The following is a 17,828-nucleotide window of genomic DNA, read 5'->3' on the forward strand; positions in this document are numbered from 1 at the left end:
AAGGCTGTTTCAGGATGAATTGAGGACAAATTGAAGGTCTGCGGCACCTCATTCACTAACAAATCCAGTGCCCCTGAAAGCGTGGCGTTACAACCACTTGAGGACCGGAAAAAAACTCATACGATTCTGCGAAAAATAAACACAATAAATGTGGCGGAAAGTTGGCAAAGCTGCCTTAATTGCGTCTAACTCTATAACCTGATCGCTGAAATCAGGCGGCCATAGTCGGCTTCTTTGGCATGAGTCGAGCGCCGATATGAATAGAATCTGTCAGGGTCGGAATAGGTGCAATGGCGGGTCCATTCGGCGGATTTGACACCGGCCTCACGCAGTTTGTTCAAACCATATCCCGGCAGGTCGAATTGCAGGCGATCTCCGGTCCCGCCTGCAAAGAAACGGGCATTCTCAGGCGTCTCCATCATGAAGCTGTCCATGAGTTCCGGTCCGACCTCATAGGCGCGTTGTGAGATCGACGGTCCAATCACCGCGCAGGTGTTTTCGCGGCGAGCCCCCAGAGCCTCCATCGCATCAAGAGTGGCCTCCAATACGCCATCTAACGCACCGCGCCATCCCGCATGTGCAGCGCCGATCACATTTGCGTCAGGATCAGCAAACAGAACAGGCTGGCAATCGGCCGTCAGGATGGTTAGCGCAAGCCCTGGGGTGGCAGTGACAACTGCATCCGCTTTGGGTTTGTCACCGTTCAGGGGGGAATCGATGGTCACTACGGTGGGCGAGTGGACCTGATGGACGCCAACCAAGGCCTGCGGATCAACCTCCATGGCTTCCGCCACGCGTCGACGGTTCAGCGCGACAGCTTCAGTCTGATCCGACGACCCAAGCCCGCAGTTCAAACCGGAAAAAATCCCCGACGACGCACCGCCGCGGCGGCTGAAGAACCCGTGACGGACGGGTGACAGCATGTCCGAAGTCAGAATTTCCAAGGTCATGGTTCCAATCCCGGTGGTGGCGCTGCGTGCTGGGGGTAGAGACCCAGTACTTTGAACAGGTTTCCCATTTCATCGGGATGCGTCAACCGTCGATGTGCTGCAATCAGACCATCAAGTGCCTCACCCGCCAAATTGGACGCCAGCGCTTGCGCGCGTGCAGTTATGCCAAGCCGCTCCAAGAACACACCTTGCGGTGTCAGGCGCGTATGACAGCAGCCATGCGCGCGAATGGTGACCGCCAAGGGTTCGAAATCCACATGTGCGGTCAGGTCGGCTTGCCCCGGGCATTCCAGCGGGTCCGCGCGCATGTGGGCGCGCAGGGCCTGAAACGTATCGCCAAGTGAATGCCAGTCGCCATAATCGATGATAAACCCCGCGCCCCCATGCGAAGCGATACGGTTTGACAGGGTTTCGATTACGGGTAACGCGGGGGTGCAAAGCTCAACCAGGTCTCCGTCTTCGGTGTCGTCCAGACGTGCTTGCAAAGCTGGTTGCGGCGCGGTTGCCCCCAAGCCAAAGCTCAGGGTCGTCCCGTTTGATCCAATCAGACGTTCGCGCCAGCTGTCGCCATCTTTCACGAATTGTCGGATCGGCAGGGCGTCAAAAAATTCATTGGCCACCATAAAGACAGGCCTGTCAGGCAAGGCTTCAAGCGTTTCGATCCAGTCCGGGTCATAGCCTTTCAGAGTTTTGGTCTGAGCGGCACGCAAAACAGGCGAGGCTTCGAACAGTGTCACCTGCAAGGCTGCATGGAAGCCGGGCACAGCCTGGGTGGCGCGCAAAATGTCAGCCATCAATGTACCGCGTCCGGGCCCAAGCTCCAGCAACAGGCAGTCTTTCGGCTGCCCCTGATCCAGCCAGCATTTTGCCAAAGTCAGGCCGATCAATTCGCCGAACATTTGGCTGATCTCAGGGGCAGTGGTGAAATCCCCCTTTTGCCCAAGCGGGTCGCGTGTGGCGTAATAGCCGAACTTGGGGTGCAGCAAACAGGTGCTCATATATTCGGCAACGGTCATAGGGCCGTCTTGCGCGATACGTTCTATAAGGTGATCGAGCAAGCTCATGCGCGGGCGCGTGCCCTTAGAGCAAACCAAAGCCCGATGGCAATCATGGGCAGCGAAAGCAACTGCCCCATCGTCAGGCCATAACCGCCGACTTGAAATGCCAACCCCAGCGGGTTTCCTGGTGACACGAATTGGGCGTCTGGTTGGCGGAAGAATTCGACGATAAAGCGCGAGAGGCCATATCCCACCAGAAACACACCCATAACAAGGCCTGGCCTGTGAAATGCACCACGCCGATAAGCGAGCCATACCAGCAGGGCGCCCAGCAGCAGGCCTTCAAGCAAAGCCTCATAAAGCTGCGAAGGGTGCCGCGCGCACAGCCCCGCGACAACACCTGGACAGTCCTGTGCCGCCGCGCCGGGGAAAACAACAGCCCAGGGCAGCTCAGACGGACGACCCCAAAGTTCGGCATTGTTGAAATTGGCCAACCTGCCCAAAAACAGCCCGGGCGGCACGGTGTGGGCGACCAGATCCCCCATCGAAAGGGGCGGGATATTGTGGCGCTTGGCATAGACAAAGGCCACAACAATGACGCCCAGAAGGCCGCCGTGAAAGGACATCCCGCCTTGCCAGACTTTCAAAATTTCAAGCGGGTGGGAGAGGTAATAGGCGGGCTCGTAAAACAGGACGAATCCCAGCCGACCGCCCAGGATGACGCCCAGAATGATCCAGGTGATCAGATCTTCGACCTGACCGGGCTGCATCGGGGGTGTTTTGTTGGGCCATAAGTTCGGCCGCCGCAGCGCGATGATCGCCATTCGCCAGGCGATAAGAATGCCGACAATGTAAGCCAACGCATACCACCGCAGCGAAAACTGCATCCCGAACAGAGCAATCGAGAAAACTTCGGGCGATAGATCGGGGAAATTTAACACAGCCTGCATATGCGTCTCATTGCCCGGGCTTTGTGGGGCAAGTCAACCTTGAGCCCGGCGCTTTCTTTCCCCATATAGAGAGCAGCCCAGATTTCGGAGTGACACCATGCAGACCCGCAACAAGATTTTGGACGATGTTTCCCAACTGATGACCAACGCCATGGGCGTGGCGCAGGGCGCGCGGGAAGAGGCCGAAAACGCGATGAAGTCGATGATCGACCGCTGGTTGGCGGATCGCGATTTCGTCACGCGGGAAGAGTTCGATGCTGTGCGTGCCATGGCGCAGAAGGCGCGCGAAGAAAACGCGGCACTTGAGGCCCGCATCGCCGCGCTGGAAGCGAAGCTGGACAAATAGCACCTTCGCCTTCGGGTATTTCAAGTTTTTGGCCAACGCTTCTGTCGCGCAATCGCACATGCGGTTGAGCGGTGAAGTGTAGTTTGACGCATCCCAGGATTTAATCAAGTCAAAGCTTCCTGCGGCGCCAATATTTTGGACGCCGTGTCCGGCTGTCCACAACTTATTGATGTTATCCCCAAGAAATGGGGTTGTCAGGCAAAGCAACCCGGCGCACCATATCTAGTACAAGCCAACGGGGGAAGCCCGGCTTGTTGAGCAGGCAACTAGCGCTGGGGCGCTGCCGACCCCAGAATGCTAGAGACTAGTGAGGTTGCATTATGGCCCTTTCCGAGCAGTTTCTCGAAGAAGACCTTCATCCGATCGATATTGTTGAACATCTTGCTGAACATCACGACTGGGATTTTGACCGGATCGGGGATGATCAGATCGCCATGGCGGTGGAAGGTCAGTGGCGCACTTATTCGATTACCCTGGCGTGGTCGAACTATGACGAAACACTGCGCATGGTATGCTCGTTCGAGATGGAGCCGCCGACCGAACGCGAGCCCCAGCTTTATGAATTGCTGAACCGCATGAACGATCAATGCTGGGCGGGGGCGTTCACCTATTGGGCCAACCAGAAACTGATGGTCTATCGCTATGGTCTGGTGCTGGCCGGTGGTCAGATGGCCAGCCCTGATCAGATAGACACGATGATCAACGCCGCCGTTCTGAGCGCCGAGCGCTATTACCCCGCGATCCAATTGGTAACCTGGGGGAACCGGTCTGCTGAAGACGCGATGCAAGTCGCCATTGCAGAGGCCTATGGCCGCGCGTAAAGCTTTGCCCCGAACCAACTGAGGAGAGGGGCAATCATGGACATGTCACGCGTCGCCGAACAGGGGCTGGTGCTTCTGGGATGCGGCAAGATGGGGTCGGCCATGCTCGCCGGTTGGCTAGATCATGGCCTTCCTGCGTCATCGGTCTGGGTGATCGATCCTTTTCCATCAGACTGGCTGAAAGCGCAGGGTGTCAATATCAACACACCCTTGCCCGAAGCGCCTGCAGTGGTGCTGGTCGCCGTGAAACCCCAAATGATGGGCGAGGCCTTGCCTGCCATCAAAGCGCTGGGCGGTGGTCGCAGCCTGTTTGTCTCGGTCGCAGCCGGCACCTCGATTGCCAGTTTCGAATCTGTCCTGGGCGGTGGCACCCCGATTGTGCGCGCCATGCCGAACACACCAGCTGCGATCCGGCAGGGCATCACCGCCTTGATTGGGAATGCGACCGCGTCCGATGCCGATATCGCGCTTGCGGAAAACCTGCTGTCTGCCGTTGGTGAGACCGTCCGTTTGGACAGCGAAGCACAGATGGACGCGGTTACAGGGCTCAGCGGTTCTGGCCCGGCCTATGTCTTTCACCTGATCGAAACTCTGGCCGCGGCAGGTGCGGCCCAAGGGCTACCCTCTGACTTGGCGATGCGATTGGCCAAAGCGACTGTTGCCGGGGCAGGGGCGTTGGCGGCGGCGGCAGAGGAAGACCCGTCGCAACTGCGGGTCAACGTGACATCGCCCAATGGCACGACACAGGCCGCGCTTGAAGTGCTTATGCACTCGGAGGATGGATTCCCGAACCTGTTGCACAGGGCGGTCAAAGCCGCCACAGACCGATCCAAGGAGCTTTCGCGTGAGTGAGATCAGTTTTGATGACTTTCTGAAAGTCGATATCCGTGTGGGTCAGGTCATCCGCGCCGAACCCTTTCCCGAAGCCCGCAAACCGGCGATCAAGATGTGGATCGATTTCGGGGATGAGATCGGTGAGCGCAAGACCTCGGCCCAGATCACGGCGCACTACGATCCGCAGGCATTAGTCGGAAAGCAAGTGATGGCAGTTGTCAATTTTCCGCCGCGCCAGATCGGCAAGTTCATGTCTGAGGTTCTGGTGCTGGGCTTGCCGGATGAGACGGGCGAAATCGTTCTGATCGGCCCGGATGGAGAGGTTCCGGTCGGCGGGCGGATGCATTGATGAAACTGTTCATCGCCCGGCCCATGACAGCAGCCGTCGAAGCTCGTGCGCGTACAGAGTTTGACGTCGAGTTTCGCGAAAACACTCAGCCTTTGACCGAGCAGGAAATGCTGCAAGCGCTGCACGACTTTGACGTGGTGGTGCCCACTTTGGGAGATCAGTTCTCGGCCCAGATTTTCGCGAAGGCAGATCAACCGCGGTGCCAGTTGCTGGCCAATTTTGGTGTGGGTTTCAATCATATCGATGTGGCGGCTGCGCGGGCCGCGGGTATTGAGGTCACCAACACACCGGGTGCGGTGACGGATGCCACAGCAGACATTGCCATGACGCTGCTTTTGACAACCGCACGGCGCGCGGGCGAAGGCGAACGCCTTGTGCGCAGCGGCAACTGGCGTGGTTGGCATCCAACCCAAATGCTGGGCCATCATGTGACGGGAAAACGGGTGGGCATTGTCGGGATGGGGCGAATCGGGCAGGCGATAGCCCGTCGTTGCCATTATGGGTTTGGCATGTCGGTCGGGTATTTCTCACGCAGCGCCAAAGAGCTGGACTTTCCTGCTGAGTTTTTAAGCGATTTGCGTTCCCTCGCGTCAAGTTCAGACTTTTTGGTCTTGGCTGTGCCCGGTGGCGCCGAGACCGAACACCTGATTGATGCGGATGTTCTGGCGGCAATGAAACCCTCGGGCATTCTGATTAACATCGCACGGGGCGAAGTGGTCGATGAGGCCGCGCTGATTGAGGCGTTGCAATCGCGCCAAATCGCGGGGGCTGGCCTTGATGTCTATGAGTTCGAGCCGCGTGTCCCAACAGCGCTGTGCGATCTTGAGACTGTAACGTTGTTGCCGCATCTGGGTACCGCGACCGAAGAGGTCCGCTCGGGCATGGGACATATGGTGCTCGACAATGTCGCGGCCTTTATCGCGGGTCAGCCCTTACCCAATCCGGTCTGACCATCCATCGCTTCGCGCCAGTGTTTACGGCACAGCGAGACATAGGTCTCGTTCCCGCCGATCTGAACCTGCGCGCCTTCGGTGATTGCCTTACCGGCTTCGTCCTGACGGATCACCATGGTCGCCTTGCGCCCGCATTTGCAGATTGTGCGGACCTCTCGCATTTCATCAGCCAAAGCCAGCAATGTTGCTGATCCGGGGAAAAGTTTGCCCTGAAAATCGACCCTTAGACCATATGCAAGAACCGGAACGTTCAACTCATCAACCGCCAGAGCCAACTGCCAAACCTGTTCTTCGGTCAGAAACTGCGCTTCGTCCACAAAAACGCAGGCAACCTGACTTTGCGACAGGCGCGTGTTGATCATGCCGAAAATATCGTCGGTTGGTGCAAACGTGTCAGCCTGTTCGGATATCCCGATCCTCGATGCGATGCGTCCGGTGCCCGCGCGCCCGTCGATCGCCGCGGTCATCAGATAGGTGTCCATCCCGCGTTCGCGATAGTTGTGTGACGCCTGCAGCAACACGGTCGATTTGCCCGCATTCATGGTGGAATAGTTGAAGTAGAGCTTGGCCATGATGGTGGTCTAATTGGCCTCATCCCGGTCGGCAAGACATCTCGTTTACCAGAATCGACGACGCCGCTGCTGGGATCCGGGCTGAGCAAAAGCTCTTTGGGGATGGATACCCGGTTCCTGCAACGACGGCGCCCGTGACCAAGAATTGGCCATACCGGCATGAAACTGAAAACTGTTCCATGCAAACTCTTTACCGGTTCGAAAAAAACCGCCACTCACTCACAAAATCCCTGCATCTCTGAGGGATAGCCAAAAGATGGCATTTCAATTACTAAATAAATATGGGAAATTTCCCTGCCCATTCCCCTGCACGGACAGGCCGGGGACGGGGCGCAGGCAGTAAAGGTTAAAAAATGGCGGATATCGGGGCCTATCTGAAGAAGCATACAGAAGCACTTGTTAAGGACGTTGGCATTGAGGCCGCATGTGAGATAACCGGAAAATCCAAGGCAACTTTGGGTCGGTATTATTCGGACAATGCCGAGCACGCCGACAGGTTCATGCCAGTGGATTCGGTGGCCAAGCTTGAAAATGCAGCCAATTATCCGCATGTCACATCTGCCTTGGCTGATCTTAAGAACATCACCTTGTCTTATGACGGTCGCAACAGCAGCGAGCCACGCACCGGTGGTGTAAACTCGGACGTCATCGCGCTGAGCCAGCGTTTTGCGATGCTGATGACCGAATATCAGGCGGCGATCGAAGACGGGATCATCACCGTCAACGAAGCCAAGCGGTTGCTGAAAGAAACCAGCATGTTGCAGCAGGTTTTGATCGAGATGAAGCTGCACCTTGAAGAAGAGAGCGTGAGCTGAGCCTGCGGAGTTTTCTGACCAGTCAGTTTGTCTGGGTCATCCGTTTGCATTCGGCATTAGACAGTTAGGAAAACCATACTGCCGACGAAGCGCCGATTTCGACTCTCCCAAGTTCGGGTGAGGCACTGCTATATTGATATCGAGATTCGAGTTCTGGCTTGGCGGCGGAGACCGGCGCGTCTTAACCTTCACCCGCACCGTTTCACGATCACCGAACCCACTGAATATCCGGCGCCAAACGAGCAGATCAGACCGTGGTCGCCATCCTCAAGATCATCCGAGTATTTCGAAAACGCGATGATCGATCCGGCGGATGAGGTATTCGCGTAATCCTGCAGGATGTTGGGGTGTTCATCGGCATCGGGTTCTCGGCCGAGAACCTTTTTGCCGATAAAGTCGTTCATGGTCTTGTTCGCCTGATGCAGCCACAGACGCTTGAGGTCGCCACTGGCAATCCCCTCGGACTCCATGTGATCAGAGATGTGCTTGCTGACCATCGGCAGCACTTCTTTGAACACTTTGCGACCGTTTTGCATGAACTGCATATCGCGCCGGTCAACCAGACCATCTGGGCGTGACCTGCGCAGGAAGCCGTTGTTGTTACGGATATTGTTGGAAAACTGGGTGGCGCATCGCGTCGACAAGATCTCGAAATGTGGGCCTTGAGCGTCTTCGATGCGTTCGATCAGAGTGGCCGTTGCCACGTCGCCAAAGATGAAATGACAATCGCGGTCGCGCCATTCCAGATGGCCCGAGCAGATCTCGGGGTTCACAACCAGTGCTGCGCGGACCGAGCCGGACCGGATCATGTCAGCAGCGGCCTGGATACCGAAGGTCGCAGACGAACAGGCGACATTCATGTCGAACCCAAACCCATCAATGCCAAGCGCCTGTTGGATTTCGATAGCGATCGCGGGATAGGCGCGTTCGTGGTTCGAGGCCGCGCAGATCACCAGATCGACATCTTCCGCGCGACGCCCCGCCTGCGCCAGTGCCTTGTTGCAGGCATCAACCGCCATCTCGGTCATGATGCCTGGCTCGTCATCGTCGCGCTGCCGTAGGCTTGGATGCATGATTTCGGGGTTCAGCACGCCGGATTTGTCCATCACATATCGGTTCTCGATGCCCGATGCCTTTACGATGAATTCCTCTGACGAGTGTTGCATCGGCTCGATTTCACCCGCGGCGATGGCTTGCGCGTTTTCGGCGTTCTTGCGGTCGGCATAGGCGTTGAACGCAACAACAAGCTCGGCATTGGAAATACTGCTCTGAGGTGTGAAAACACCGGTTCCAGTGATGGCTGGCGTATACATAGCGGGTCCTGAATTTTTCAGATTTGCTCAAAATGCAGTCACAGACCGTTTTGATCAAGAGATGTTGACCCAAGGGAATAGGGGCTTCCGGTCACTTTCGGCGTCGATTCTTGCCACGGAGCTCGAGCACGATGTGTTTGAAACGCAAAACCCCGGCACCGGGCCGGGGTCTTAAGTGGTTCTTGAGTTGATCGATCAGCCTTGCAAGGATCGAACCTCAACATCCCCTTCGGCCTGCGCCTTGATGGCCAAAGCAGCGGCATAGCTGGCCGCAGCGGTGGTGTAATAAGGGATCTTGTCATAAAGCGCGATAGAGCGGATCGAGCGGCTATCTTCGACCGCCTGCGCCCCTTCGGTCGAGTTCATGACCAGCTGAACGCCGCCATCTTTCATCAGGTCTGTGACATCCGGGCGACCTTCGTAAACTTTGTTGACCACACCGCATGGCACGCCTTCAGCGTCAAGCCAGCTTTGTGTGCCGCGTGTTGCGACCAGCTTAAAGCCCTGATCCACCAGAACCCGGGCGGCTTCCAGCATGTCTGCGCCTTTGTCAGCGTCCTTGATCGAGATAAAGGCGGTGCCCGACGACGGCAGGACCATGCCAGCCCCCATCTGCGCCTTCAGGAAGGCGCGGGGGAAGCTGCGATCCCAACCCATGACCTCACCGGTCGAACGCATCTCGGGGCCCAGAATCGTGTCCACTCCGGGGAAACGGGCAAAAGGCAGCACCGCCTCTTTGACCGAAAACCACGGCATGTCGGGGTCGGCCAGCGTCATCTGATCCGCGATCTTGGTATCATCAACCGTCTTATAGGCCGGGCGCATCGGGAAACCGGACAGTTTCTCTCCGGCCATGACGCGCGCCGCGATCGAGGCGATGGCGCTGTCGGTGGCTTTGGCCACAAAGGGCACGGTGCGGCTGGCGCGGGGGTTCACTTCGATCAGGAAGATCTCGTCATCCTTGATCGCAAACTGCACATTCATCAGGCCGACCACGTTCAACGCTTTGGCCAGTTTGAACGTCTGATCCTTGATCTGATCAATAATCTCTTTGGACAGCGAATAGGGTGGCAAAGAACAAGCGCTGTCACCCGAATGCACGCCCGCCTCTTCGATATGCTGCATGATTCCGGCGACATGCACGTCGGCCCCATCACAAAGCGCGTCCACATCCAGCTCAACGGCTCCAGCCAGATAGCTGTCGAGCAGGACCGGGCTGTCGCCCGAAACCACCACGGCCTCGTTGATATACCGCCGCAGCTGATCCATATCGCGCACAATCTCCATCGCGCGACCACCCAGAACGTATGAAGGGCGGATTACAAGCGGGAAGCCGATCTCTTCGGCGATCTCCAGCGCCTGTTCGTCGGTCGACGCGATGCCGTTTTTGGGCTGTTTCAGCCCCAATTCATTGACCAGCGCCTGGAACCGTTCACGGTCTTCGGCCAGGTCGATGGCGTCCGGTGTCGTGCCCAGGATCGGGATGCCCTCGGCCTCTAGCGCGTTGGCCAGTTTCAACGGCGTCTGACCGCCGAACTGAACGATCACACCGTGCAGGGTGCCGTTCTCCTGCTCTTTCGTCAGGATTTCCATCACGTGCTCAAAGGTCAGCGGTTCAAAATACAGACGGTCCGAGGTGTCATAGTCGGTCGAAACGGTCTCGGGGTTGCAGTTGACCATGATCGTCTCATAGCCCGCATCGGTCAGCGCAAAACAGGCGTGGCAGCAGCAATAATCGAACTCGATCCCCTGACCGATCCGGTTGGGGCCGCCGCCCAGAATCACAACCTTTTTGCGATCGCTGGGCCGCGCTTCGCATTCGACCTCGCCCATCATCGGGGCTTCATAGGTGGAATACATATAAGGCGTCTGCGCCTCGAACTCGGCCGCGCAGGTATCGATGCGCTTGAACACGGCCGTCACGCCCAGATTGCGCCGGGCGCGGCGCACATTCGCCTCATCCCGACCGGTCAGGTTTCCGAGACGCGCATCGGTGAAGCCCAGCATTTTCAGCTTGCGAATACCATCTTCGGTCATCGGCAGACCGTCTTTGCGGACTTGACGCTCGGCCTCGATGATCTCGCGGATGCGGGCCAGGAACCAGGGGTCGAACTTGGTGACGCCAAAAATCTCATCATCTGTCAGACCATGGCGCATGGCCTGCGCGATGGTACGCAGACGGTCGGGCGTTTGCTGGCTGATCGCTTTGATCACGGCGGCCTTATCATCGGCTTCATCCCAAACACCGACGTTCAGGCCCGGGATTTCGATCTCATCAAAGCCGGTCAGCCCCGATTCCATCGAAGCCAGCGCCTTTTGCATGGATTCGTGGATCGTGCGACCAATGGACATAGCCTCACCCACCGATTTCATCGCGGTGGTCAGGTACGGTTCAGAGCCGGGGAATTTCTCGAAGGCAAATTTCGGGATCTTGGTGACCACATAGTCAATGGTCGGCTCAAACGACGCTGGCGTGACCTTGGTGATGTCATTGTCCAACTCATCCAGCGTATAGCCCACAGCCAGTTTTGCAGCGATCTTTGCAATCGGGAATCCGGTCGCCTTGGATGCCAGCGCCGAGGACCGGGACACGCGCGGGTTCATCTCGATCACAACCATGCGGCCATCTTCCGGGTTGATTGCCCACTGTACGTTCGAGCCACCGGTCTCAACCCCGATCTCGCGCAGAACGGCGATCGAGCCGTTGCGCATGATCTGATATTCCTTGTCAGTCAGCGTCAGCGCCGGGGCCACGGTGATCGAGTCACCAGTATGAACGCCCATCGGGTCAACGTTTTCGATGGAACAGACGATGATGGCGTTGTCGGCGGTGTCACGCACCACTTCCATCTCGTATTCTTTCCATCCCAACAGGCTTTCATCCACAAGGATCTGGTTCACCGGCGACGCATCCATGCCCGAGCGGCAGAAATGGATATAATCCTCGCGGTTATAGGCCACACCACCGCCGGTGCCGCCCAGCGTAAAGGCCGGGCGAATGATCGCGGGCAGGCCGATCTCTTCCAGCTCATCCAGCGCAATTTGCACGCCCGCATCCAGATCGGCGCTGCCGTCTTCTTTCTTAGGAGCCGTCACAATCGTGGCTTTGGGATTTTCCAGACCCAGCCGGTCCATCGCCTCGCGGAACAGCTTGCGATCTTCGGCCATTTCAATGGCGTCGCGCTTGGCGCCGATCATCTCGACCCCGAACTCTTCGAGCACGCCCATTTCTTCAAGCGCGAGCGAGGTGTTCAGACCGGTTTGTCCGCCCATGGTGGGCAACAGGGCGTCGGGGCGTTCCTTTTCGATGATCTTGGCCACAACTTCGGGCGTGATCGGCTCAATATAGGTTGCGTCGGCCAGTTCCGGGTCCGTCATGATCGTCGCGGGGTTCGAGTTTACCAGAATGACCCGATACCCTTCCTCGCGCAGCGCCTTACACGCCTGAGCACCGGAATAGTCGAACTCGCAGGCCTGACCGATGACAATGGGGCCTGCCCCGATGATCATGATCGACTGGATGTCGGTTCTTCTCGGCATGGCCTTGTTCCTTTGATGTCTGCGAGTCAGGGCGCCGCCCCAGCGCCCAAATTGTCCTGCGTTATAGGGACCGGGCGAAAAGGTGCAAGGGGGATCGGAAACAGATGTGAAATTGCCGCTTTTCTGTCTTTTCTCGCGTCGCGTTTCTCTATATCGCGCAGCACGGCAAATGGAGAAGCAATTGCGCATTCGTTTCGATCAGGGACCAGCCGGGCGCGGAACCCGGTTTGCGCAGCCCATACGGATCATCCGTGCGGATTCTGCCCAAGAGGTGCCCCAGGCCCTGGCGGCGCTGGATCAGGCGCGTGCGGATGGGGCGTGGTTGGCCGGTTATGCCAGTTATGAGCTGGGTTATGTGTTGGAGCCACGGCTCGCCGAGCGCTTACCCCGAAAACGCCGCTTGCCGCTGCTGTGTTTCGGTGTGTTCGAAACGCCGGACCGCGTTGGCCTTTCGGGTGACTTCGCCGAGATCAAAGGGTTCAAGCCGCGTTGGGATCAGCCACGGTACAGCAAAGCCTTTCGTCAGGTCCACGATGCCATTGGCGCGGGCGACATCTATCAGGCGAATCTGACCTTCCCGATTGACCTTGAGGTCAAAGGCAACAGCGCCGACCTCTATGCTGCGCTTGTCCAGTCCCAGCCGGTAGGTCATGGCGTGCTGATCGAACAAGACGGTTTGCCCGACCTTCTTTGCCGCTCACCCGAGTTGTTTTTCCGCGCAGATGCCGAAGGGCGGATCGAAACGCGCCCGATGAAGGGCACTCAACCGCGCAGTGACGATCCGGTTGAAGATGAGCGCCGCCGCGCCTTTTTGGGGCGCGACCAAAAGAACCGGGCCGAGAACCTGATGATCGTTGACCTGTTGCGCAACGATATCAGCCGTATTGCGCTGGCCGGCTCTGTTACTGTGCCCGAGCTGTTCAAGGTGGAAAGCTACGCAACCGTTCATCAGATGGTGTCGCTTGTGCAGGCACAATTGCATCGCGGTATAGGGCTGTCGGACATCTTAACAGCACTATTCCCCTGCGGGTCGATCACCGGCGCGCCCAAAATCCGCGCGATGGAGATCCTGTCTGATCTGGAACCCTGGCCCCGCGATATCTATTGCGGCACCATCGGCTGGGCCGCGCCGGATGGGCGGTCGGAGTTCAACGTGGCGATCCGCACATTGATGGTTGAAAAGGGCCAGGCAACGCTGAACGTCGGCGGCGGTCTGGTCTGGGACAGCACAGCCACATCAGAATATGAGGAGGCGCTATGGAAAGCCCGCTTCGCGCGCCAACTGAGCCTGATTTCCGCCTGATCGAAACCTTTGCGTTTCGCCCTAGGCAGGGGGTGATCAGAGGCAACATGCACCTCGTGCGGATGGCGCGCACGGCGAAGGTTCTGTCCTTACCCTTTGACCTGGATGCTGCGCAGGCGATGCTGGATCGGATCGCAGGCGAGGCGCCATTGCGGTGCCGTTTTACCATGGATGTTTCAGGCCATTTCGAGCTCACCACCGCTGCCCTTGCAGATACTGCCTCTAAATGGCGGCTGGCTCTTGCGCAAACACGCTTGCAGTCAGAGGACCCGTGGCTGCGCCACAAAACCACGCGGCGATCTCTCTATGACAAGGTGCGCGCGACGCTGCCGAAGGGCATTGATGAGGTTTTGTTTCTAAACGAACGTGGTGAACTTTGCGAAGGCACGATCACCAACCTGTTTCTTGAAATGCCCAATGGAACCCGTTTGACTCCGTCCCTAAGCAGTGGCGTGCTGCCAGGTATTCTGCGGGAAGAACTGCTGGAAAACGACGAATGGGCCGAGGCGGTTTTGACTTTGACTGATCTGAAACAGGCCCGAGCCGTATTCATGGGAAACGCTTTGCGCGGCTTGATCCCGGTAGAGATGGTGAACCTGTGAGCAAAAACGACACTATGGCAGAGCCCTTGGCCACGATGACGCGGCTGCGGTTCGAGTTTGGTCTGTTCTTCATCGCGGTACCCCTGGTCATTGCGGTGTTCTTTCCACCTGATTGGATGTTTCCAGCGCTCTTTGCCTTCACAGGCCTGGGTATCGTTCTGCTGCACGCCACGCCGGGTTTTGCCTGGGCCGAGCTGCGCTATGGCTGGGCCAACTGGTCGGCTGCAGAGTTGGGGGTGTTCGCCCTTGTTACTGCTGCTTTCTGTACAGCGCTGATCTATCTCACCCGGCCCGATGCGGCATTTTTCCTGCTCAAACACCGGCCCGAAATGCTGGCCTTTATCTGGGTCGGCTACCCACTTTTGTCCGCACTGCCGCAAGAGCTGTTGTTCCGGCCGCTCTTTTTCCGGCGCTACCGCGCCATTCTGCCCAAGGGGCGCAAAGCCGATCTGCTGAATGCGGCGGTCTTTTCCTTTGCGCACCTGATGTACTGGAGTTGGATCGTGGCGGTGATGACCTTTGCGGGCGGGCTGCTGTTCAGTTGGGCCTATCGCAAACGCGGCTCGTTCTTTTACGCGGTTCTGCTGCACGCGATCGCTGGGAATATCATCTTTGCTGTTGGTCTGGGCATCTATTTCTATTCCGGCAACGTGCAAAGGCCGTTTTGATCCCGCGACCCGCCTTGACTTTCCAAGCCTGACAGGGTGTATCGGCGCGACGAATTCTGCGCCCGAAGGGATATGATCCATGCACGCCTATCGCAGCCACACCTGCGCCGCTCTGACCGCCGCCAATGTCGGCGAAACCGTTCGCCTGTCTGGCTGGGTGCATAGGGTCCGAGATCATGGCGGCGTGCTGTTCATCGACTTGCGCGACCATTTTGGTGTGACGCAGGTTCTGTGTGACGGCGACAGCGTAGCCTTTGCCGAGTTGGAAAAGGTTCGCTCGGAATGGTGTATCCGCATCGATGGCACCGTCAAGGCGCGTGATCCTGAGCTTGTGAACCCGAAACTGCCCACGGGTGAGATTGAGGTCTATGTGCGTGAGCTTGAAGTATTGGGCGCGGCGGATGAACTGCCGCTGATGGTCTTCGGCGATCAGGAATACCCCGAGGAAACCCGCCTGCGCTATCGCTATCTGGACCTGCGCCGCGAGGCGATGCAACGCAATATGACCCTGCGGTCGGACGTTGTGGCCTCGATGCGCAAACGCATGTGGGATCAAGGGTTCCGCGAGTATCAGACACCGATCATTACAGCATCGTCGCCAGAAGGCGCGCGCGATTTTCTGGTGCCTTCGCGCCTTCATCCAGGCAAGTTCTATGCGCTGCCGCAGGCACCACAACAGTTCAAACAGCTGATCATGGTGTCGGGCTTTGACAAATATTTCCAGATTGCGCCGTGCTTCCGCGACGAAGACCCGCGCGCAGACCGCTCGCCCACCGATTTCTATCAGCTTGACCTTGAGATGTCGTTTGTCGAGCAGCAGGACGTGTTTGACACCATCCAGCCGGTTCTGACTGGTGTGTTCGAAGAGTTTGGTGGTGGTCGCAAGGTAGATCAGGACTGGCCGCAGATTTCCTACAAGGACGCGGCGCTGTGGTACGGCAGTGACAAGCCCGACCTGCGGAACCCTATTAAAATGCAAGTGGTCTCCGACCACTTCCGCGGGTCTGGCTTCGCGATCTTCGCGAAGCTGTTGGAGCAGGACGGCACCGAGATCCGCGCCATCCCTGCGCCGGGTGGCGGCAGCCGCAAGTTCTGTGACCGGATGAACAAGTTCGCGCAGCAAGAAGGCCTGCCCGGAATGGGTTATATCTTCTGGCGCGATCAGGGCGACGGGATGGAGGCCGCCGGTCCTTTGGCCAAGAACATTGGCCCAGAGCGGACCGAAGCGATCCGGCAACAGCTGGGTCTGGGTGTTGGTGATGCAGCGTTTTTCCTGGGTGGCAAACCGAAAGCCTTTGAAAAGGTGGCGGGCAAGGCCCGTGATGTGATCGGGGAGGAGCTGGGTCTGACCGAGAAAGATCGGTTTGCCTTTGCCTGGATCGTGGATTTCCCGATCTATGAGAAGGACGAAGAAACCGGTGCGATCGATTTCGAACACAACCCGTTCTCGATGCCTCAGGGCGGGATGGAGGCGCTGAAAGGTGATCCTCTGGACGTTCGTGGCTATCAGTATGACCTGGCCTGCAACGGGTACGAGCTGGTGTCGGGTGCGATCCGGAACCACAAGCCAGAGATCATGTTGAAAGCCTTTGAACTGGCGGGCTACGGCGCGGATGAGGTGAAATCCCGCTTTGGTGCGCTGTTCAATGCCTTCCATTATGGTGCGCCGCCGCACGGCGGCTGCGCTGCGGGGATCGACCGGATCGTAATGCTGCTGGCGGATGAGGCGAACATCCGCGAAGTCATGATGTTCCCGATGAACCAGCGTGCCGAAGATCTGATGATGGATGCGCCCTCAAACCCGACCTCGGATCAGTTGATGGAGCTGGGGCTGCGCGTTATTCCGCAGGACTAGGCATCGGTTGACGGTCGGAACGCGGATCGTTTCGCGAAATACGGAAAACGCTGGCCCCCGGCCCGAGTCAGCGTATTTCAATGTCTACAGATTTCCGATTGTCCCGAATGCTACGTGCTGACGACCGGGTGCGGCTATACGCCCAAAGACTAAGCAAGCTGGCGGTAATGAAATAGGCAGTGATCACCTCAGATCGCCTCCTGCCGCTCCAGGCGGTTCTGGACCAGCCCAGCGACGCGCGCAGCCATCGCCGTGACCGGAACCCCTTTGGCCCGCGATGCGGCGAGTTGTTCTGCTGCCTCGGCCAAAATCTGATCTTCGGCGTCGCGGGCGACGCCCTGAAGAAACTGCACCGCGTAGTCCAGCGCGCGCGAATCCGTGGGACCTGCAAGAATGTCCGAGATGTGGGCCATATCATCCTGATAGGCCAACCAATCCGGGCGGATGGGCTCGTCTCGGACATTGTGCAACCCGCTTGGGCGCCGATCTTCTGGCAAAAGTTCCAGGATCGTCTTTTGGAAATAGGCCAGTGATGTCAGGGGTTTGGATAGAAACCCGTCGGCCCCGGCCTGTCGCGCCGCCTCGCTTGCGCCGTCGTCACCGGACAGGCCCAGAATGGCGCTGACACGCGGCACGGCGTGGGTCAGTTCGGCAATCAGGTCGGTCCCGGACCCGTCTGGCAGGCCGATATCAACGATGACCACAGAGGGGCGGTAGATCTGCAAATGACGCCGTGCAGAGCGCAAACAATCGGCCCTTCGGATGCGCGCGCCGCTGTGCAGGCACATCAGGCGGATCGCGTCGCAGGCATAGCGGCTGTCTTCGACCACCAGAATGGTCTGGCCCAGCAAGGGCCGCAGCGCTGTGGCAGCAGGGGTGGCGAGAGGGTCCGAATCGACCATGGCAGAACTCCTAATCAGCAGATGCCTTACGCTAGGAACTCCTGGCTAATACGAGGT

17 protein-coding genes are annotated in these 17,828 nt (G+C 58.1%); 10 read left to right on the forward strand and 7 right to left on the reverse strand.

What is annotated here, in order from left to right:
- Positions 1-191: 191 nt before the first annotated feature.
- The 3 genes from pgeF to lgt are packed head-to-tail and all read right to left on the reverse strand — an operon-like array spanning position 192 to position 2,898.
- On the reverse strand, positions 192-950 hold the full coding sequence (gene pgeF / locus GOV38_RS09975) for a peptidoglycan editing factor PgeF (RefSeq protein ID WP_171209970.1): 759 nt from the start codon (positions 948-950) through the stop codon (positions 192-194).
- On the reverse strand, positions 947-2,014 hold the full coding sequence (locus tag GOV38_RS09980; RefSeq protein WP_171209969.1) for a class I SAM-dependent methyltransferase: 1,068 nt from the start codon (positions 2,012-2,014) through the stop codon (positions 947-949). The genes pgeF and GOV38_RS09980 overlap by 4 nt, the downstream gene beginning before the upstream one ends.
- Complete coding sequence (gene lgt / locus GOV38_RS09985; RefSeq protein ID WP_171209968.1) at positions 2,011-2,898, reverse strand: prolipoprotein diacylglyceryl transferase; 888 nt, start codon at positions 2,896-2,898, stop codon at positions 2,011-2,013. The genes GOV38_RS09980 and lgt overlap by 4 nt, the downstream gene beginning before the upstream one ends.
- A gap of 97 nt (positions 2,899-2,995) precedes the next feature.
- On the opposite strand from lgt, the gene GOV38_RS09990 reads away from it, so the two are divergent.
- The 5 genes from GOV38_RS09990 (at position 2,996) to GOV38_RS10010 (ending at position 6,198) form a co-directional block, all read left to right on the forward strand.
- Positions 2,996-3,244, forward strand: a complete 249-nt coding sequence (locus tag GOV38_RS09990) for an accessory factor UbiK family protein (protein WP_050604795.1) — start codon at positions 2,996-2,998, stop codon at positions 3,242-3,244.
- Between the two features lie 320 nt (positions 3,245-3,564).
- Entirely contained in the window at positions 3,565-4,065 is a 501-nt protein-coding gene (locus GOV38_RS09995) for a YbjN domain-containing protein (protein ID WP_171101777.1), read from the forward strand.
- 36 nt (positions 4,066-4,101) lie between these two features.
- Positions 4,102-4,917: a pyrroline-5-carboxylate reductase gene (gene proC, locus GOV38_RS10000; RefSeq protein ID WP_171209967.1), complete on the forward strand. Its 816-nt coding sequence runs from the start codon at positions 4,102-4,104 to the stop codon at positions 4,915-4,917.
- Positions 4,910-5,248, forward strand: a complete 339-nt coding sequence (locus tag GOV38_RS10005; RefSeq protein WP_171101779.1) for a tRNA-binding protein — start codon at positions 4,910-4,912, stop codon at positions 5,246-5,248. Before proC ends, GOV38_RS10005 begins: the two co-directional genes overlap by 8 nt.
- Positions 5,248-6,198, forward strand: a complete 951-nt coding sequence (locus tag GOV38_RS10010) for a D-glycerate dehydrogenase (protein ID WP_171209966.1) — start codon at positions 5,248-5,250, stop codon at positions 6,196-6,198. Before GOV38_RS10005 ends, GOV38_RS10010 begins: the two co-directional genes overlap by 1 nt.
- On the opposite strand, the gene GOV38_RS10015 is transcribed toward GOV38_RS10010, so the two are convergent.
- The gene (locus tag GOV38_RS10015) at positions 6,174-6,773 is read right to left on the reverse strand and encodes a thymidine kinase (protein ID WP_171209965.1); all 600 of its coding nucleotides are present in this window, start codon (positions 6,771-6,773) and stop codon (positions 6,174-6,176) included. The two genes, GOV38_RS10010 and GOV38_RS10015, sit on opposite strands and share 25 nt — an antisense overlap.
- A 353-nt stretch (positions 6,774-7,126) precedes the next feature.
- Between GOV38_RS10015 and GOV38_RS10020 the strand changes: the two genes are divergently transcribed.
- A complete protein-coding gene (locus tag GOV38_RS10020; RefSeq protein WP_171101782.1) occupies positions 7,127-7,588 on the forward strand; it encodes a hypothetical protein in 462 nt (153 codons plus the stop codon).
- Between the two features lie 188 nt (positions 7,589-7,776).
- On the opposite strand, the gene GOV38_RS10025 is transcribed toward GOV38_RS10020, so the two are convergent.
- Both GOV38_RS10025 and carB read right to left on the reverse strand, forming a co-directional pair.
- The gene (locus GOV38_RS10025) at positions 7,777-8,901 is read right to left on the reverse strand and encodes a beta-ketoacyl-ACP synthase III (RefSeq protein ID WP_171209964.1); all 1,125 of its coding nucleotides are present in this window, start codon (positions 8,899-8,901) and stop codon (positions 7,777-7,779) included.
- 195 nt (positions 8,902-9,096) lie between these two features.
- Positions 9,097-12,441, reverse strand: a complete 3,345-nt coding sequence (gene carB / locus GOV38_RS10030) for a carbamoyl-phosphate synthase large subunit (protein ID WP_171101784.1) — start codon at positions 12,439-12,441, stop codon at positions 9,097-9,099.
- A gap of 181 nt (positions 12,442-12,622) precedes the next feature.
- Between carB and GOV38_RS10035 the strand changes: the two genes are divergently transcribed.
- The 4 genes from GOV38_RS10035 (at position 12,623) to aspS (ending at position 16,869) form a co-directional block, all read left to right on the forward strand.
- Complete coding sequence (locus GOV38_RS10035; RefSeq protein WP_254430635.1) at positions 12,623-13,744, forward strand: aminodeoxychorismate synthase component I; 1,122 nt, start codon at positions 12,623-12,625, stop codon at positions 13,742-13,744.
- Positions 13,699-14,346, forward strand: a complete 648-nt coding sequence (locus GOV38_RS10040) for an aminotransferase class IV family protein (RefSeq protein ID WP_171209962.1) — start codon at positions 13,699-13,701, stop codon at positions 14,344-14,346. The genes GOV38_RS10035 and GOV38_RS10040 overlap by 46 nt, the downstream gene beginning before the upstream one ends.
- Positions 14,343-15,014: a CPBP family intramembrane glutamic endopeptidase gene (locus tag GOV38_RS10045; protein ID WP_371808538.1), complete on the forward strand. Its 672-nt coding sequence runs from the start codon at positions 14,343-14,345 to the stop codon at positions 15,012-15,014. Before GOV38_RS10040 ends, GOV38_RS10045 begins: the two co-directional genes overlap by 4 nt.
- 79 nt (positions 15,015-15,093) lie before the next feature.
- Positions 15,094-16,869, forward strand: coding sequence for an aspartate--tRNA ligase (gene aspS, locus GOV38_RS10050; RefSeq protein WP_171209961.1), 1,776 nt, complete (start codon positions 15,094-15,096; stop codon positions 16,867-16,869).
- 188 nt (positions 16,870-17,057) lie between these two features.
- Here aspS and GOV38_RS10055 read toward each other — a convergent pair whose 3' ends face one another.
- Positions 17,058-17,771: a response regulator gene (locus tag GOV38_RS10055; protein ID WP_171209960.1), complete on the reverse strand. Its 714-nt coding sequence runs from the start codon at positions 17,769-17,771 to the stop codon at positions 17,058-17,060.
- Positions 17,772-17,828: the final 57 nt, after the last annotated feature.

This window comes from Ruegeria sp. HKCCA5839 (assembly GCF_013035585.1).
Classification (GTDB): domain Bacteria; phylum Pseudomonadota; class Alphaproteobacteria; order Rhodobacterales; family Rhodobacteraceae; genus Ruegeria.